14 protein-coding genes and 1 tRNA gene are annotated in these 15,272 nt (G+C 63.4%); 11 read left to right on the top strand and 4 right to left on the bottom strand.

The annotated features are described in order from the left end of the window. Positions 1–170: 170 nt before the first annotated feature. Genes MESS4_RS01740 through MESS4_RS01750 form a run of 4 tightly spaced genes read left to right on the top strand, consistent with a single transcriptional unit; the run spans position 171 to position 4,007 of the window. A complete protein-coding gene (locus MESS4_RS01740; RefSeq protein WP_006325733.1) occupies positions 171–1,103 on the top strand; it encodes a polysaccharide deacetylase family protein in 933 nt (310 codons plus the stop codon). Further along, positions 1,100–2,512 carry a dihydropyrimidinase gene (hydA, locus tag MESS4_RS01745; protein WP_006325734.1) on the top strand — a complete coding sequence of 471 codons (1,413 nt, stop codon included), beginning with the start codon at positions 1,100–1,102 and terminating at the stop codon, positions 2,510–2,512. The genes MESS4_RS01740 and hydA overlap by 4 nt, the downstream gene beginning before the upstream one ends. Further along, positions 2,509–2,649: a hypothetical protein gene (locus MESS4_RS33180; protein WP_157385497.1), complete on the top strand. Its 141-nt coding sequence runs from the start codon at positions 2,509–2,511 to the stop codon at positions 2,647–2,649. The genes hydA and MESS4_RS33180 overlap by 4 nt, the downstream gene beginning before the upstream one ends. Next, on the top strand, positions 2,646–4,007 hold the full coding sequence (locus tag MESS4_RS01750) for a dihydroorotase family protein (RefSeq protein WP_006325735.1): 1,362 nt from the start codon (positions 2,646–2,648) through the stop codon (positions 4,005–4,007). The genes MESS4_RS33180 and MESS4_RS01750 overlap by 4 nt, the downstream gene beginning before the upstream one ends. 616 nt (positions 4,008–4,623) lie before the next feature. Here MESS4_RS01750 and MESS4_RS01760 read toward each other — a convergent pair. Together MESS4_RS01760 and MESS4_RS01765 are read right to left on the bottom strand one after the other, a co-directional pair. Beyond that, positions 4,624–4,700: transfer RNA gene (locus tag MESS4_RS01760), tRNA-Arg, on the bottom strand. A 212-nt stretch (positions 4,701–4,912) separates the two neighbouring features. Further along, positions 4,913–6,412 (bottom strand): HAMP domain-containing sensor histidine kinase, encoded by a 1,500-nt coding sequence (locus tag MESS4_RS01765; RefSeq protein ID WP_006325736.1) that lies wholly within the window; start codon positions 6,410–6,412, stop codon positions 4,913–4,915. 280 nt (positions 6,413–6,692) lie between these two features. Between MESS4_RS01765 and rpmH the strand changes: the two genes are divergently transcribed. From rpmH to yihA, 5 genes are all read left to right on the top strand, one after another. Beyond that, a complete protein-coding gene (gene rpmH / locus MESS4_RS01770; RefSeq protein ID WP_008833937.1) occupies positions 6,693–6,827 on the top strand; it encodes a 50S ribosomal protein L34 in 135 nt (44 codons plus the stop codon). A 16-nt stretch (positions 6,828–6,843) separates the two neighbouring features. Then, positions 6,844–7,197, top strand: coding sequence for a ribonuclease P protein component (gene rnpA / locus MESS4_RS01775; RefSeq protein ID WP_006325749.1), 354 nt, complete (start codon positions 6,844–6,846; stop codon positions 7,195–7,197). A 14-nt stretch (positions 7,198–7,211) separates the two neighbouring features. Next, positions 7,212–9,026, top strand: a complete 1,815-nt coding sequence (gene yidC, locus MESS4_RS01780) for a membrane protein insertase YidC (protein WP_006325751.1) — start codon at positions 7,212–7,214, stop codon at positions 9,024–9,026. 599 nt (positions 9,027–9,625) lie between these two features. Continuing rightward, the gene (locus MESS4_RS01785; protein ID WP_006325753.1) at positions 9,626–10,264 is read left to right on the top strand and encodes a CatB-related O-acetyltransferase; all 639 of its coding nucleotides are present in this window, start codon (positions 9,626–9,628) and stop codon (positions 10,262–10,264) included. Next, entirely contained in the window at positions 10,261–10,920 is a 660-nt protein-coding gene (gene yihA / locus MESS4_RS01790; protein ID WP_006325754.1) for a ribosome biogenesis GTP-binding protein YihA/YsxC, read from the top strand. The genes MESS4_RS01785 and yihA overlap by 4 nt, the downstream gene beginning before the upstream one ends. A gap of 10 nt (positions 10,921–10,930) precedes the next feature. On the opposite strand, the gene MESS4_RS01795 is transcribed toward yihA, so the two are convergent. Further along, positions 10,931–11,662 carry a TetR/AcrR family transcriptional regulator gene (locus tag MESS4_RS01795; RefSeq protein WP_006325756.1) on the bottom strand — a complete coding sequence of 244 codons (732 nt, stop codon included), beginning with the start codon at positions 11,660–11,662 and terminating at the stop codon, positions 10,931–10,933. Positions 11,663–11,808: 146 nt separating this feature from the next. On the opposite strand from MESS4_RS01795, the gene MESS4_RS01800 reads away from it, so the two are divergent. After that, positions 11,809–12,990: an HlyD family secretion protein gene (locus tag MESS4_RS01800; protein WP_006325757.1), complete on the top strand. Its 1,182-nt coding sequence runs from the start codon at positions 11,809–11,811 to the stop codon at positions 12,988–12,990. A 66-nt stretch (positions 12,991–13,056) separates the two neighbouring features. Next, positions 13,057–14,619 carry a DHA2 family efflux MFS transporter permease subunit gene (locus tag MESS4_RS01805; protein ID WP_244441043.1) on the top strand — a complete coding sequence of 521 codons (1,563 nt, stop codon included), beginning with the start codon at positions 13,057–13,059 and terminating at the stop codon, positions 14,617–14,619. Between the two features lie 142 nt (positions 14,620–14,761). Here MESS4_RS01805 and msrB read toward each other — a convergent pair whose 3' ends face one another. After that, entirely contained in the window at positions 14,762–15,265 is a 504-nt protein-coding gene (gene msrB / locus MESS4_RS01810) for a peptide-methionine (R)-S-oxide reductase MsrB (RefSeq protein ID WP_006325759.1), read from the bottom strand. Positions 15,266–15,272: the final 7 nt, after the last annotated feature.

The following is a 15,272-nucleotide window of genomic DNA, read 5'->3' on the forward strand; positions in this document are numbered from 1 at the left end:
CGCTCATCGTCTGGTGGTCTCGTGGTTTCCTGGATGCAAGTTTTGCGAATTGGCATACGGTTCGCGCCAGTCTGGCTGTGGTAAAACCTGGAATGCAAGGGAACAATCGAAACAATCACGGTGGAACCCATGCTAGATCCGCATCGGCAATTCGCCAGGAGTAGATTGCAATGACTTCCCAGCATCGCCCTGGCCCGCCGCGCGATTTCGTCGGCTATGGCCGGCGGCCGCCGCAAATCACCTGGCCGGACGGACGCCTGGTCGCCGTCAATCTGGTGGTCTGCTACGAGGAAGGTTCGGAATACTCCCTGTTCGAGGGTGACAGTCATAGCGATGGCTGGGGCGAATATCCATTGTCGGCTCCGGACGGCATCCGCGATCTCGGCACCGAAACGCATTTCGAATATGGCAGCCGCGTCGGCATCTGGCGGATCGCCAGGCTGCTCGAACGGCATGGCGTCCACGCCACGATATCGAGCTGCGCCGAGGCGCTGCGGCGCAATCCGGAGGTGACGGCATGGCTCAGCCAATCGGGCCATGACGTGCTCGGTCACGGCCTGCGCTGGACCGAACAATGGACGCTGAGCCGCGACGAGGAGCGCGACCATCTGCGGCGCGCCATCGCGCTGTTCGTCGAATTGCTCGGCGAGCGGCCGATCGGCTGGAACAGCCGTTCCTTTCCCAGCATCAACACGCGCGACCTGCTGATCGAGGAAGGCGGTTTCCTCTACGATTCGGATCCGTGCAACGACGATCTGCCGTATTTCGTGCCTACCAAGGACGGGCGTCTCCTGATCGTTCCCTATTCCAAGACCTTGAACGACAGCCGGTATCTGGTCAGCCCCGGCTATGTGACGCCGAAAGACTTCGTCGACAATGTCGAGAGCTATCTGGACTTCCTGATCCGGGAAGCCAGGGAGGAAGGAGGGCGCATGATGACGATCGCCGTCCATGCGCGATGGACGGGCCAACCCAACAGGGCCGCCGCACTGGAGGGCGTGATCGAGGCGGTTCTGTCGAGGTCGGAGGCCGGCTTCATGCGCCGCAACGACATCGCCCGGTACTGGCTGTCGCTGTTTCCGGCCGAGGGCGACGCGCCATGATCGCCATGCCCGCTCGATTTGACCTCGTCGTGCGCGATGGCCTGGTGGCGGCCGGCGACGCCACGGTGCGGGCCGATATCGGCATTCGCGACGGGTGCATCCGGGCCATCGCGGATCGCCTTGAGGATGCCATTCAAATCGTCGAGGCCAAGGGACGCCTCGTGCTGCCCGGCGGCGTCGATGCGCATTGCCACCTGGACCAGCCCAACTATGGCGCGGTGTGTGCCGACGATTTCCGCAGCGGCACGCTCTCGGCGGCCTGCGGCGGAACGACGACGATCGTGCCGTTCGCCATGGCCCATGCCTCGGATCCGCTGGCCGAAACCGTCGCTGCCTACCGCCGCAAGGCCGAAGGCCAGGCCCTGATCGACTACGCCATTCATCCGACCATACAGGCAGCGACCGCCCAGACGCTGGAGCAAGACCTGCCCGAGCTGATCAGCAACGGCTACGCCTCGCTCAAGATCTTCACGACCTATGACGATTTCCGGCTCGGCGACCCAGAGATCCTGGCAGTCTTCAAGGTGGCGGCACGGCATGGCGCGCTTGTCATGGTGCACGCGGAAAACGACGCCATCATCGCGATGCTGAAAAAGGATCTGCTGAGCAAGGGCCATGTCGCTCCCCGCTTCCACGCCAAGGCACGACCGCCGATCGTTGAAAGCGAGGCGATCCACCACATCGCCAGCTTTGCCGAACTGACCGGCGCCGAGGTTCTGATCGTCCACGTCTCCAGTAGAGTTGGCCTTGAAGAAGTAACGCGCGCCCGCGCCAGAGGCGTCAAGATCCATGCCGAGACATGTCCGCAATATCTGCTCCTTACCGAGAAAGACCTCGATCGCGACATTGTTGAAGGCGCGAAGTTCATGTGCAGCCCGCCGCTGCGGACCGTCGCCGATCAGGAGGCGCTGTGGGCCGGCATGGCGCGGGGCAGTGTCGCCATCCATTCCTCCGACCATTCGCCCTACCGACTGACGGGACCGGGCGGCAAGCTGCGGCACGGCCCGCAATCGCGGTTCGACCAGATTGCCAACGGCATGCCCGGACTGGAGCTGCGGCAGCCCCTGTTGTTCAGCGAGGGGTATCTCAAAGGCCGCATCAGCCTTGCCCAGTTCATCGCGCTGAGCTCCACGAATGCCGCCGAACTGCATGGCATCGCCCCGCGGAAAGGTTCGATCGCCATCGGCGCCGACGGCGATCTGGTGATCTGGGACCAGGACCGGGAGACGCCTGTCACGCCGGATCTGCTGCACGACAATACCGGTCACACGCCCTATGCGGGCATGCGTATCCGGGGCTGGCCGGTGACCACCATCGCGCGCGGCGAGGTCATCGTCGACGACGGGCATGTCCTCGGCAAGGCCGGACGCGGCCGCTTCGTTCCGTCAAGGGCAAGGGTTGCCTCATGAGCCGGCTCGTCACCATAGAAGCCGCAACCGAGATGGTTCCCGCGCTCCAGCGCGCCATCGCGGCGACTCGGGAGGACAAGCCCGCGTTCGTCGAATGCGTGACCCGCGAGGAGCGCCGGATCCCAGGGCTGTCATGACCACCTTCGACATTCTTCTGCGCGGCGGCCAGGTGGTCGATGCCGACGGTATCCATCAGCTGGACCTCGCTTTCAGCGGCGGCAGGATCGCGGCGCGACTCGCGCCTAGCGAGCCGGCGGAGGCCGCGCGCGTCGTTCAAATGGGCGGCAAACTCCTTCTGCCCGGCCTCGTCGATGCGCATGTGCATCTGCGCGAGCCCGGCATGACCTGGAAGGAAGACTTTGCCAGCGGCACGCGGGCGGCGATCGCGGGCGGGGTGACCACCGTGCTGGTGATGCCGACCGACGATCCATGGACCGCTTCGGCAGCCGACTTCAGGGCCAAGCGGGCGCTGGCCGAAGGCCGGATCTTCTGCGATGTCGGCTTGCAGGTCGTGGTTGGCCGCGACCATTTTGAACTGGCCGAACTCGCTCGTCTCGGCACCACCTCTTTCGAGATCTTCACCTCGGATGTCCCTGCCGGTTTCCTGCACGCCTCGACTGCCGAGATGCAGGCAGCGGTCGAGGCGGTCCAGGCGGCGGGCGGAATGGCGGCCATATCGCCGGGCGACCAATCCGTCCTCGATGCCGAACTCGCCCGGCTGACGCCGGGACGCAGCACGGCGGCGAATTTCGTCCGCAGCCGGCCGGGGCATGCCGAGGCGCAAGGCATCGCCCGCGCCATCCTGGTTGCCGCTGAGGTCGGGGCTCCCATCCACATCCGCCAAAGCAATTCGCGCCTGGGCATGGCGACGTTCCGCCGCCTGCGCGACCTTGCCGACGTCTCCATCGAAACCAGCCCGCAATGCCTGATGTTCACGGCATCTGATTACGACCGGCTCGGACCCGCCGCCAAGGCGTCGCCGCCCTGGCGGGACGCTGCCGACCGGGAGGCCGTGCGGGCGGCGGTCGCCGACGGCGTCATCGACATTATCGTGACCGACCACGCGCCGCATCTGATGACCGAAAAGCTGGCGCAGGCGGAGGATTTTGCCGCCGTACCCGGCGGCTTTCCCGGCGTGCAGACCTTGCTGGCGACGCTGCTCATCCTGGTCGATGACGGGCTGATCGGCCTGTCCGATCTCGTCAGACTGGCAGCGTCGCGCCCGGCGGAGCGTTTCGGACTTGGCTCCCGCAAAGGCCGGCTGCAGGTCGGGTTCGACGCCGACGTTCTCGTTCTCGATCCGAGCCGCCGGACGACCATCAGAGGGGCCGATCAATTGAGCAAGGCCGGCTACACGCCCTTCGAGGGAATGAGCACATCCTTCTTTCTCGAGCGCGTGTTCCTGCGCGGGCAGGATGTGTCAGGGCGCGAGTTGTCTGGGAAAGCCGATCTCGCCGGCACAGCGCGAGGCGTTGTCGTCACGGCAGAAAAGTAGCGGCTACCACCGCCATCCTGGCCGCCGACATGACCACCCTGTCTGACAGGAGTGAGACTGCTGGTGATAATGTCGCCATGAAGCGCCGGCACCATCGGAACATCGACCGCGCGAAGCGATGGAGGATCCCAATGCGATCGCGGCGCAGACGAACTGATCGTGCCACCGAAACGCGCTGTTAACATCGTTTGCGGGCGACAGGATGTCGGCAGCAGTTCCAAAGTGTAGGATGCCGCCCGTTGTCAGCCGCGGAGGCGAACGTGAATTTCCTTCGGATTGCGCTCTTGTGCACGGCCATGATCGGCCTGGCAGGAATGCCGGCCGTTCGCGCCGAGGATCAGCCTGTTCCTCAGAATAGCGGAACCGCGTCAGAGCAGCCGCCAGTTCATTGCGAGGGGCAAAACTGCCTCCCGCCGGCCGAGAACCCTGTCGAGGAATGCAAGGGGCAAGATTGCACGCCGGCTCCGCTGAGTGAACAGACACCGGCTCCATTGATCGAACAGGTCAAGTGAACGGCATCAGCCTGTGCGGCTCACAAGTGTTTACTGGTGGAATCGTATGTGGTGTGCCCCAGAGCGAGGTCGTTCTTGGCCATCTGCCGCAACAACTTGGAAAATGGCGCGCCCGAAGAGATTCGAACTCCTGACCCCCAGATTCGTAGTCTGGTGCTCTATCCAGCTGAGCTACGGGCGCGCAACAGGCCATGCTTGGCATAGCCCCGCAATCCGATCCTGGCGACCGGCCGCGAATGTGGAGTGTTCCCTAGCGACTGAATTTCCGAAAAGCAAGCCGATCCGGCAAAAGTTTTGCTGTTCGCGCAACGGCCGGTTCCCTGTTCCGCGCAATTGCGGGCGGAAAACCCGTTACACGCTTTTCCCGAAATTGCTTCGGATCAGGGCTCCGCATCAAGCCGGGCGGCGCAGGCCGCTGCGGGCCTGGTCGAGCCGGACCGGCTGGTCGGGAATGGTGACCGCGAAGGTGGTGCGGCCGCCAACGCTTTCGACAAGCTCCACCGTGCCGCCATGGGCGCGGATCAATTCATAGGCGATGGCCAGGCCAAGGCCGGTGCCGCCGCTGCGGGCCGAGCCGCGGAACGCCGCGAACAGGTTTTCGCGCGCCTTCGGCGGCAGGCCTGGTCCGGTGTCGGTGACGATGATGCGGCTGACGCTGCCCAGGCGCTCAGCCGACACCGCCAGGCGGCGCACCAAAGCGCTCTCCTGGTCCGCCGCCATCGCCTGCACGGCGTTGCGGCACAGATTGGTGAGCACGCGGAACAGCTGGTCGGAATCGGCGTCCACCTCGAAGGCCAGATCGACGGCGTTGACAAACTCGATGCCGCCTTCGGTGTCGAGCAGACCGTGGACGTCGTCGACCAGCTGGCGCAGCCGCAGCCTGCGGCGCGAAGGCGGCGGCTCCTGCGTGCGGCCATAGGAGAGCACGCCTTCCGAATAGGACACGGCACGGTCGAGCGCGCGCAGCAGTTTCGGCGCGAAGGCCTGCACTGTCGGATCCCTGACCTGGCGCAGCCGGTCCGACATCAGTTGCGCCGAGGCCAGGATGTTGCGCATGTCGTGGTTGATCTTCGACACCGCGAGGCCAAGGTCGGCGAGATGCTTCTGTTCGGAGAGCATCTTCTGCAAGCGCTCCTGCATCTGCGAAAGTTCGCGTTCGGCGACGCCGATCTCGTCGGAACGCTCTGCGGGGCGAATGATCCGGCCGGGATCGTCGGGCGCCTCGGAGAAGGACAGCATCGAGCGCGTCATCGTGCGGATCGGACCGATCATGATCAGATCTATGGCGGCATAGACCAGCATGGCGGTGAACAGCGAGATCAGCAGCGAGACGAAGGCGACGTTGCGCGAATAGATCAGCATGGCCTTGCGCAGGCTGTGATCAGGCATGATCAGCTCGAATTCCTTGTCGCTCTCGCCGACGGGCCCGAACACGCGCAGCATGCGGTTGCCGCCGAAAAACAGCGTGTCGAGGGCGCCGGTCATGCCGGCGACCATGCCGACATTGGCGATGTCGATGTGTTCATCGACATGCGGCGGCATCTCGGCCACGACCAGAAGCCGCGAGACGCCGCCGTCGCGCACGGCGATCGCCTTGGCGCCGATCGCCATCAGCACGTCGTTCTGGGCGGCGCGCGACAGCGACGCGGGATCGCCCTGCACCAGCACGATCGACACGGCAGCGGCGGTGCTCAGCCTCTCTTTCAGCCAGCTCACCCGGTAGCTGGCGATCCAGGGCAGAAAAATAAGCACTTCGGCCAGGAGCACGAAGACGATGGTGAGCAGCAGCAGCTTTGTCGACAAGCCACGCGACAAGGGCACGGCACGCGGCGCCGTCCCGGCGGCGGTCTTCGCCGGATCGACCCTTTCATCCGCGGTTGGGACTTCAGTCATGCTGCTCTTGTCTTCACGATCACTTGATCGAGCAAGATTAGGCGATTGCGGCTTTTTTGCCAAATTCATCCTTCGTCGAAACATGGGACCGGAACGTCAAGACTCCGGCCGTCAGCCTGACGGTGCCGGATTGACTTCCAAAATCCTTCTTTCTATAAGCCCGCTCACGCTCGGGCCATTCGTCCCGGCGCGGTTTCGATCGCGCCAAAACCGGCCCGGCAAAGCTCCTGTTACAGAGTGACAGAATCAAGAAGGGCCGCACCCCGCGGTATTAAAACAAATGAAGCGTACCTACCAACCGTCCAAACTCGTCCGCAAGCGCCGGCACGGTTTCCGCGCCCGCATGGCCACCAAGGGCGGTCGCGGCGTCGTCGCAGCCCGCCGCAATCGCGGCCGCAAGCGGCTCAGCGCCTGAACGGAAGACGAGATCGGTGCCCGCAACCGGCAAGCCAGTGGGACCACATCCCAAGCGGCTTCTGAAGCGCGCGGAATTCCTGGCCGTCCGGCGTGGCGAAAAGCGCCGTGGGCGGCTTTTCCTCGTCGAGGTTCTCGACCGCGGCGACGGTCTGTCGCCGCGTGTCGGCTACACCATCACCAAGAAGGTCGGCAACGCCGTGGTGCGCAACCGCATAAGGCGGCGGCTGAGGGAAGCCGTGCGCACGCATCTGGCGGATGACATGGCGCCCGGCAATGACTATGTCATCGTCGGGCGCGAAGACGTGCTTGCCATTCCGTTCGGCCAGTTGAAGGCCGAACTCGCCCGCCGATTGCGCGGAACACGATAGGCCAAGGGCTTTCGATGGAAAACAACCGGAACTTCTTCATCACCATCGCGCTGTCGGTGCTGATCCTGACGCTGTGGCAGGTGTTCTACATGAACCCGCGCGTCGAAGCCCAGCGCGAGGCGGCCCGCATCGAAGAGCAGCGGGTGGCGGAGCAGAAGAAGGCGGCCGAAGGCGCCAATCCCGGCGGCACGGGAACGCCGGCGCCACCGCAAGGCGGCATTCCCACCGCGCCGGGCGGCGAAGTGGTGACGGCGGCCGGCCGCGAACAGGCGCTGGCGGCGACCAGCCGCGTCAAGATCGATACGCCAAGCCTGGAAGGCTCGATCAACCTCACCGGCGCGCGCCTCGACGACATAAAGCTCAAGCACTACACGGAGACGGTCGACAAGAACTCGCCCGAGATCGAACTGCTCAATCCGTCGGCGCTGGCCAATGGCTATTTTGCCGAGATCGGCTTTGTCGGCAACGACAAGACCGGCGCGGTGCCAGGTTCGGACACGGTGTGGAAGGTCGACGGCAATGCGACGCTGACGCCGGCGACGCCGGTCACGCTGACTTATGCGAACGACAAGGGCCTCACCTTCAAGCGCACCTTCTCGGTCGACAACGACTATATGTTCACGGTTTCCGACACGGTGCAGAATTCGGGTGCTGCCGCCGTCTCGCTGTTCAACTACGGCCGCGTCACCCGTTTCGACAAGCCGGCCGTTGCCAGCATCTATGTGCTGTTCGAAGGCCTGATCGGCTTCACCGGCGAGGAAGGCCTGCAGGAACACAAATACGCGTCCATCGAAACGGACAGGGAATTCAAGCCGGGCAAGTCGACCGACGGCTGGCTCGGCATCACCGACAAATACTGGGCGGTGACGCTGGTGCCGACCCAAAAGCAGCCATTCCAGCCGCGCTATGCCTATTTCGAGGATGGCCGGAACCGCTATCAGTCCGACTTCCTGACCGACCCGATCAATGTCGACGCCGGTCAGTCGGCGACGGTTGAGACCGAGGTCTTCGCCGGCGCCAAGGAGGTCGGCAAGATCAACGCCTATGCCGAGGACCGCAACATCAAGCGGTTCGACCTGTTGATCGACTGGGGCTGGTTCCATTTCATCACCAAGCCGATGTTCTGGCTGATCGACACGCTCTACAAATTCTTCGGCAATTTCGGCCTGGCGATCCTCGCCACCACCGTCGTCGTCAAGGCCGCCTTCTACCCGCTCGCCAACAAGTCCTATGCGTCGATGGCGAACATGAAGAAGGTGCAGCCCAAGATGCTCGAGATCCGCGAGAAATACGCGGATGACAAGATGAAGCAGCAGCAGGCGATGATGGAGCTCTACAAGACCGAGAAGATCAATCCGATCGCCGGCTGCTGGCCGGTGGCGCTGCAGATCCCGGTGTTCTTCGCGCTCTACAAGGTGCTCTACATCACCATCGAGATGCGGCACGCACCGTTCTTCGGCTGGATCCAGGATCTGGCCGCACCCGATCCGACATCGCTGTTCAACCTATTCGGCCTCATTCCGATCACGCTCCCGCAGATGTTGATGATCGGCGTCTGGCCGCTGATCATGGGCGTCACCATGTTCCTGCAGATGCGCATGAACCCGACGCCGCCGGATCCGACGCAGGCGGCGATCTTCACCTGGATGCCGGTCATCTTCACCTTCATGATGGCGGGCTTCCCCGCCGGCCTGGTCATCTACTGGGCCTGGAACAATCTGCTTTCGATCATCCAACAGGGCGTGATCATGAAGCGCCAGGGCGCCAAGATCGAGCTGTGGGACAATCTGGTGGCGCTTTTCCGCAAGAAACCGTCGCCGGCGGAATAGAAGGCACTCCGATCCACCCGCGCCGAATTCAAGAAACCCCGGTTGTCCGGGGTTTTTTGTTGCTGGGGACATCACATTTCGACCCTCAGCGAAACTTCGACCCGCCGGACGCCGTAACTGCACCGTTGCCCTGCCTTCGGCCTTGCGGGAACGAGGCCATGGATTTTGCGTCGTCGCGTTTTCGTTTCGCAAGATACAAGGTGACGGCTTCCGGTGCACAGGCACCGGTGTTTGGGACCGGCAGGCCGGGGTCCTGTCGACCTTCACGGGACCCGGTCTATCTCGCTTCAGAGCCTGTTCCATCCCGATAGAATCGGGATGGAACTCAATCTTCTTGCTTCTTGTTCGACCATGATCTTATCCGAAAACCGGTTCCCACTTTTCGGGATCATGGTCTAGAACCAAACGACATTCGGGCAATTGGTCCCGGCGTTCAGGACAATGCTGACCGGCGGTGGACGCAGCCGCAGCCCATCCCTATAAGCTCGGTTTTGTTTCAGGAATGATCCGTCGATGAAGAGGCAAGGACGATCCGTTGGTGCTGCCGGGCGGATCGCGCTATTTTGACCTTGCCTGTTTTTCACCGGACGGAGCCAGACATGATCGGACCCAACCCCAACATCAAGCATCCGATCCCGATGCATACGCGCGTCGGTTTCCTGAAGGGATTGGTCACGGCGCCGAACATCGAGATCGGCGACTTCACCTATTATGACGATCCCGACGGGCCGGACAAGTTCGCTGAGCGATGCGTCCTGCATCATTATCCGTTCATCGGCGACAGGCTAATCATCGGCAAGTTCTGCGCCATCGCCGAGGGCGCGCGCTTCATCATGAACGGCGCCAATCATGCCATGTCCGGCTTTTCGACCTATCCGTTCAGCATCTTCGGTCATGGCTGGGAAGAAGGTTTCGACCCGGCGACCTGGTCGAGGGAATTGCGCGGCGACACGGTGCTCGGCAATGATGTATGGATCGGCATGGAAGCGGTGATCCTGCCCGGGGTGACGATCGGCGATGGCGCCATCGTCGCGGCAAAATCGGTGGTGACGCATGATGTGCCGTCCTATGCGATCGTCGCCGGCAATGCGGCCAAGGTGGTGAAGATGCGTTTCGACGACAGGACCATCAGGCGGCTGTTGGCGACGGCCTGGTGGGACTGGCCGGTGGACAAGATCAGCCGCAACCTCAATGCCATTCGTGGCGCCAACATATCCCTTCTGGAGGCAGCGGTTTGAACGCGTTGAACAAGACCGTGATCGGCGTCGAGCTGTTCACGCAAGCGTGGATCTTCATCCGCGGCGTGCCGTCGATGAAGTTCCTGCCACCGGAAGGACCGCCGGAGATCGCCTTCGCCGGCCGTTCGAATGTCGGCAAATCATCGCTGATCAACGCGCTGGTCAATCAGAAGGGGCTGGCGCGCACCTCCAACACGCCGGGGCGGACGCAGGAGCTCAACTATTTCGTGCCGGACGGATTTTCGGGCGAAGGCGCCGACCTGCCGCCGATGGCGCTGGTCGACATGCCGGGCTACGGCTATGCGAGCGCGCCCAAGGAAAAGGTCGACGACTGGACGAAGCTGGTCTTCGACTATCTCAAGGGCCGCGTCACGCTGAAGCGCGTCTACGTGCTGATCGACGCCCGCCACGGCATCAAAGCCAAGGACGACGAGGTGCTGGCGTTGCTCGACAAGGCGGCGGTGTCCTACCAGATCGTGCTGACCAAGACCGACAAGATCAAGGCGGCCGGCGTGCCGCGATTGATTGAAGAGACATTGGCGAAAATCAAGAAGCGGCCGGCCGCGTTTCCGTTCGTTCTGGCGACATCGTCGGAAAGAAACGAGGGCCTGGAAGATCTGCGCGCCGCAATCGTGCTTGCCGCCAATGGCGGCTAGCGCAAAAAAGTTAGCGCTTCGCCTCCAGCGCAATCATCTGGTGGCTTTCTTCCTCGGCAAGCCTTTCGGTGCCGTAGGCTTTCAGGAACATGCCGACGCCCGACCTGACGATGTGGTCGATTTCATCCTGGCTCGGGGCCTTGGTGCGGTAGGCGAATATGCACTGACGGAAAAGACCGGCCAGGCACAGTTCGGTGAACTGATAGGCGGCAAGGTCGACATCGTCGATCTTGAGCATGCCGCGCTCGATGGCGGCATTGAGGAAGGCCGCGACCCTGTCGTGGCCGCGCTTCGGGCCGCGTTCGTAAAAGCGCGCGCCCAGTTCGGGGATCCTGTCGGACGCGCCGATCACCGTGCGCTGCGCCTGGATGACCTTGGCCGAGGTGATCTTGAGGGACAGCACCTTGCCGAACTTCACCAGCGTCTCGCGCAGGTCGTCGGCGCGGTCGAGCAGATCGTACATGTTCTTGAAGATCGTGCCGCGCTCTTCCTCGATCAGCGCCTCGAACAGCTCTTCCTTGTTGGCGAAATAGACGTAGATCGTGCCCTTGGAGACGCCGGCCTCGCGCGTGATGTCGTTCATCGACGCCGCCTCAAAACCCTTGTCGATGAAGACACGGCGGGCGCCGTCGATGATCTGACTGCGTTTGACCGGATCCTGCCCGGCCGCCGGGCGGCCACGACGCAGGCTGTCCAGCGCATCGCACTGGTCCTTGCCGGTGTCGGATAGTGTTTCGCCCATAAAAGTCACACCTCGCAAAATAATTCGAACCAATCGGTTCGATTGCCCTTGATATGGGCCTATTTTAGCGCTAAGTCAACGCCCATATCGAACCGAACGGTTCAGTGTAACAGATTTTTCCCGCATAGACTCGATAGAGAGATATCATGTCGTCGAACGCGCCCATCACCGCCGAAGTCCGCCCGTTCCCCAATGCCAAGGTCGCTCCGGCGACCGAAGCGCCGGAAGTGCCCGTCCAGCCCGCAATCAGCCCCCCGGCCGAGGCGCCGGCCAAGAAGAAGCGCTCGGTGCGCTCGCTTCTGCTGCCCATCATCGGGCTTGGGCTGCTCGGCGCCGGCGCCTGGTACGGCTACAATTACTGGACCGACGGCCGCTTCATGATCTCAACCGACGACGCCTATGTCCAGGCCGACATGGCATTCATCTCGCCAAAAATTTCGGGCTATGTCGACCAGGTCGAGGTGAGCGAGAACCAGCAGGTGAAGGCCGGCGACCCGCTGCTGACCGTCGATGACGGCGACTATAAGATAGCCGTCGCCCAGGCCGAGGCGCAGATCGCCACGCTGAGCAAGACGCTCGACCGCATCGACGCGCAGACCAAGGCCGCGCAGGCTTCGCTGCAACAGGCGCAGGCGCAAAAGACCGCCGACCAGGCCGCGACCGACAATGCGGCGCGTGCCCAGCGGCGCGCGGCGCAACTGCTCAAGACGCATGTCGGCACGCAGGCGCAGCTCGACGACGCCCAGACCGCCCTCGACCAGGCCAAGGCAGCACTTGTCGGCGCCGACGCGCAGATCGCGGCGGCCGAGGCCAATATCGGCGTGCTTCAGGCGCAGCGCGCGGAATCGGCGAGCACGCTGGCGTCGCTGCAGCTCAGCCACGACAAGGCCGCGCGCGACCTGTCCTTCACCGTGCTGCGCGCGCCTTATGACGGCGTCGTCGGCAACCGCTCAGTCGAACAGGGCGACCTGGTCAGCCCCGGCCAGAAGCTTGCCGTCATCGTGCCGATGGACAAGCTCTATATCGTCGCCAATTTCAAGGAGACCCAGCTTGCCCGGCTGGTGCCTGGCGAAAAGGTCAGGATTTCGGTCGACGCGGTCGACGGCCAGGATTTCGAAGGCACCGTCTCTTCGCTGGCGCCGGCCTCCGGCGCCGTGTTCTCGCTGCTGCCGCCGGAAAACGCCACCGGCAACTTCACCAAGGTCGTGCAGCGCGTGCCGGTTCGCATCGACGTGCCGGCGGACGTGCTGAAGACGGGCAGGCTGCGGGCTGGCCTCAGCGTCATCGTCGCCGTCGACAGCCGCACAGCGCCTTCGGCGTCGAAGTAACGCGGAGCAGGAGCAAGGGTCATGGCGACCGCAACCCTGACTGCAGGATCGGCGCCGGCGCCAGCCATGCCGGCGCCGGTCGACCACATCTCTACGCGCCGCGTCATCGCCTTCCTGGCGATGGTGTTCGGCATGTTCATGGCGATCCTGGACATCCAGATCGTCTCGGCCTCGCTGGCCGAGATCCAGGCTGGCTTAAGCGCCAGCTCCGACGAGATCCCGTGGGTGCAGACGGCCTATCTGATCGCCGAGGTGGTCATGATCCCGCTGTCCGGCTTCCTCAGCCGGATGCTCTCGACGCGCGTGCTGTTCACGATTTCGGCGGCAGGCTTCACAGCAGCCAGCGCGCTGGCCGCGACCGCAACCAATATCGACCAGATGATCGTTTACCGCGCCGTGCAGGGCTTCATCGGCGGCGGCATGATCCCGAGCGTCTTTGCCGCCGCCTTCACCATCTTCCCGCCGTCGCGCCGCGCCATCGTTTCGCCGATGATCGGCCTGGTGGCGACGCTGGCGCCGACCATCGGCCCGACTGTCGGTGGCTATATCAGCCACGCCATGTCCTGGCACTGGCTGTTCCTCGTCAACGTCGTGCCCGGCATTCTGGTGACGACGGCCGCCTGGTCGCTGATCGACTTCGACAAGCCCAATCTCAAGCTGTTCAGCAAGTTCGACTGGTGGGGCCTTGCCGGCATGGCGGCCTTCCTGGGCTGCATGGAATATGTGCTGGAAGAAGGTCCGAATAACGACTGGCTGCAGGATCAGGCGGTGTTCATCTGCGCCATTGTCATGACCGTCGGCGCGGTGCTGTTCTTCTGGCGCGTCTTCACCGCCGAGGAGCCGATCGTCGATCTGAGGGCCTTCAGCAACATCAATTTCGCCTTCGGCTCGCTGTTCTCCTTCGTCGTCGGCATCGGCCTCTACGGCCTGACCTATCTCTACCCGGTGTTCCTCGGGCGCATCCGCGGCTACGATTCGATGATGATCGGCGAGGCGCTGTTCGTCAGCGGTCTGGCCATGTTCCTCACCGCGCCCATCACCGGCATCCTGTCGAATAAGATGGATCCGCGCATCATGATGATGATCGGTTTCTTCGGCTTCGCCACGGGAACCTGGTGGATGACGCATCTCACCGCCGACTGGGATTTCCATGAACTGCTGATCCCGCAGATCCTGCGCGGCTGTTCGATGATGCTGTGCATGGTGCCGATCAACAACATTGCGCTGGGCACCTTGCCGCCCGAGCGGTTGAAGAACGCGTCGGGCCTGTTCAACCTGACCCGCAATCTCGGCGGCGCGGTTGGCCTTGCCGTCATCAACACGGTGCTGATCGACCGCAATGCCTTCCACTACGCCAGGCTCTCCGAGCACGTGCAATGGGGAAGTGCCGCGGCACAGGAAAAGTTGCAGAACATGACGCTCAACTTCGAACAGACCGCAGGCCTCGACGCCTCCAAGGCAGCGATCTCCAAACTGTCAGGCATGGTCCAGCAGCAGGCGTCGCTGCTGTCCTTCATGGACGTGTTCTTCATGCTTACGGTGTTGTTCGCCACGCTGGGACTCTTCACCCTGTTCATCCGCAAGCCGGCCGCGGCCGGCGGCGGCGGCGGTGGCGGTGGCGGACACTGAGGAGCGCCGTACCCCCCGCACGGCATCCTCGCGCATGACCCCGAAAATTTGGAAACAATTTTCAGGGTCATGCGTAAAAATCAAACCACGACGATCTCTAGCGCTTCAATAAATCGGAAGCAGGCAAAGCAGGCGGCAATCCTCAGGCCGTCGCCGGCTTGAAGGTCAGGGCGACGCCGTTGATGCAATGGCGCAGGCCGGTCGGCGGCGGGCCGTCGTCGAAGACATGGCCGAGATGGCCGCCGCAGCGCCGGCAGTGGACCTCGGTGCGGGTCATGCCCAGAGACCGGTCCTGTGTCGTGCCGACAGCCTTGGGAATTTCCTGCCAGAAGCTCGGCCAGCCGGTGCCGGAATCGAATTTGGTCTCCGAGGAATAGACCGGCAATTCGCAGCCGGCGCAGGCGAAGATGCCCTTGCGGTGTTCGTTGAGCAGCGGGCTGGTACCGGGGTATTCGGTGCCTTTCTTGCGCAGCACATTGAACGCCGCGTCGGACAGGATGGCGCGCCATTCGGCCTCGGTCTTGGTGACCTCGAAAGTTTCGGCCGCCCGCGCATCCGGCGGTCCGCCCATGCGCAGCATTGCCGCCGTTCCCGCCAGCAATGCCACTCCGGCGGCACCGCTCCAAAGAAAGTCGCGACGGGTCATCCCTGTT

This window comes from Mesorhizobium sp. STM 4661 (genome assembly GCF_000359125.1).
Taxonomy (GTDB): domain Bacteria; phylum Pseudomonadota; class Alphaproteobacteria; order Rhizobiales; family Rhizobiaceae; genus Mesorhizobium.

Excerpts from the sequence above, each read along its gene's own strand:
- MESS4_RS01795 (WP_006325756.1), bottom strand. The coding sequence starts at position 11,662 with ATGGGCGAAACACTATCCGACACCGGCAAGGACCAGTGCGATGCGCTG.
- MESS4_RS01800 (WP_006325757.1), top strand. The coding sequence starts at position 11,809 with ATGTCGTCGAACGCGCCCATCACCGCCGAAGTCCGCCCGTTCCCCAAT.
- MESS4_RS33180 (WP_157385497.1), top strand. The coding sequence starts at position 2,509 with ATGAGCCGGCTCGTCACCATAGAAGCCGCAACCGAGATGGTTCCCGCG.
- rpmH (WP_008833937.1), top strand. The coding sequence starts at position 6,693 with ATGAAGCGTACCTACCAACCGTCCAAACTCGTCCGCAAGCGCCGGCAC.
- MESS4_RS01750 (WP_006325735.1), top strand. The coding sequence starts at position 2,646 with ATGACCACCTTCGACATTCTTCTGCGCGGCGGCCAGGTGGTCGATGCC.
- msrB (WP_006325759.1), bottom strand. The coding sequence starts at position 15,265 with ATGACCCGTCGCGACTTTCTTTGGAGCGGTGCCGCCGGAGTGGCATTG.
- MESS4_RS01805 (WP_244441043.1), top strand. The coding sequence starts at position 13,057 with ATGCCGGCGCCGGTCGACCACATCTCTACGCGCCGCGTCATCGCCTTC.
- yidC (WP_006325751.1), top strand. The coding sequence starts at position 7,212 with ATGGAAAACAACCGGAACTTCTTCATCACCATCGCGCTGTCGGTGCTG.
- MESS4_RS01765 (WP_006325736.1), bottom strand. The coding sequence starts at position 6,412 with ATGACTGAAGTCCCAACCGCGGATGAAAGGGTCGATCCGGCGAAGACC.
- hydA (WP_006325734.1), top strand. The coding sequence starts at position 1,100 with ATGATCGCCATGCCCGCTCGATTTGACCTCGTCGTGCGCGATGGCCTG.
- MESS4_RS01785 (WP_006325753.1), top strand. The coding sequence starts at position 9,626 with ATGATCGGACCCAACCCCAACATCAAGCATCCGATCCCGATGCATACG.
- MESS4_RS01740 (WP_006325733.1), top strand. The coding sequence starts at position 171 with ATGACTTCCCAGCATCGCCCTGGCCCGCCGCGCGATTTCGTCGGCTAT.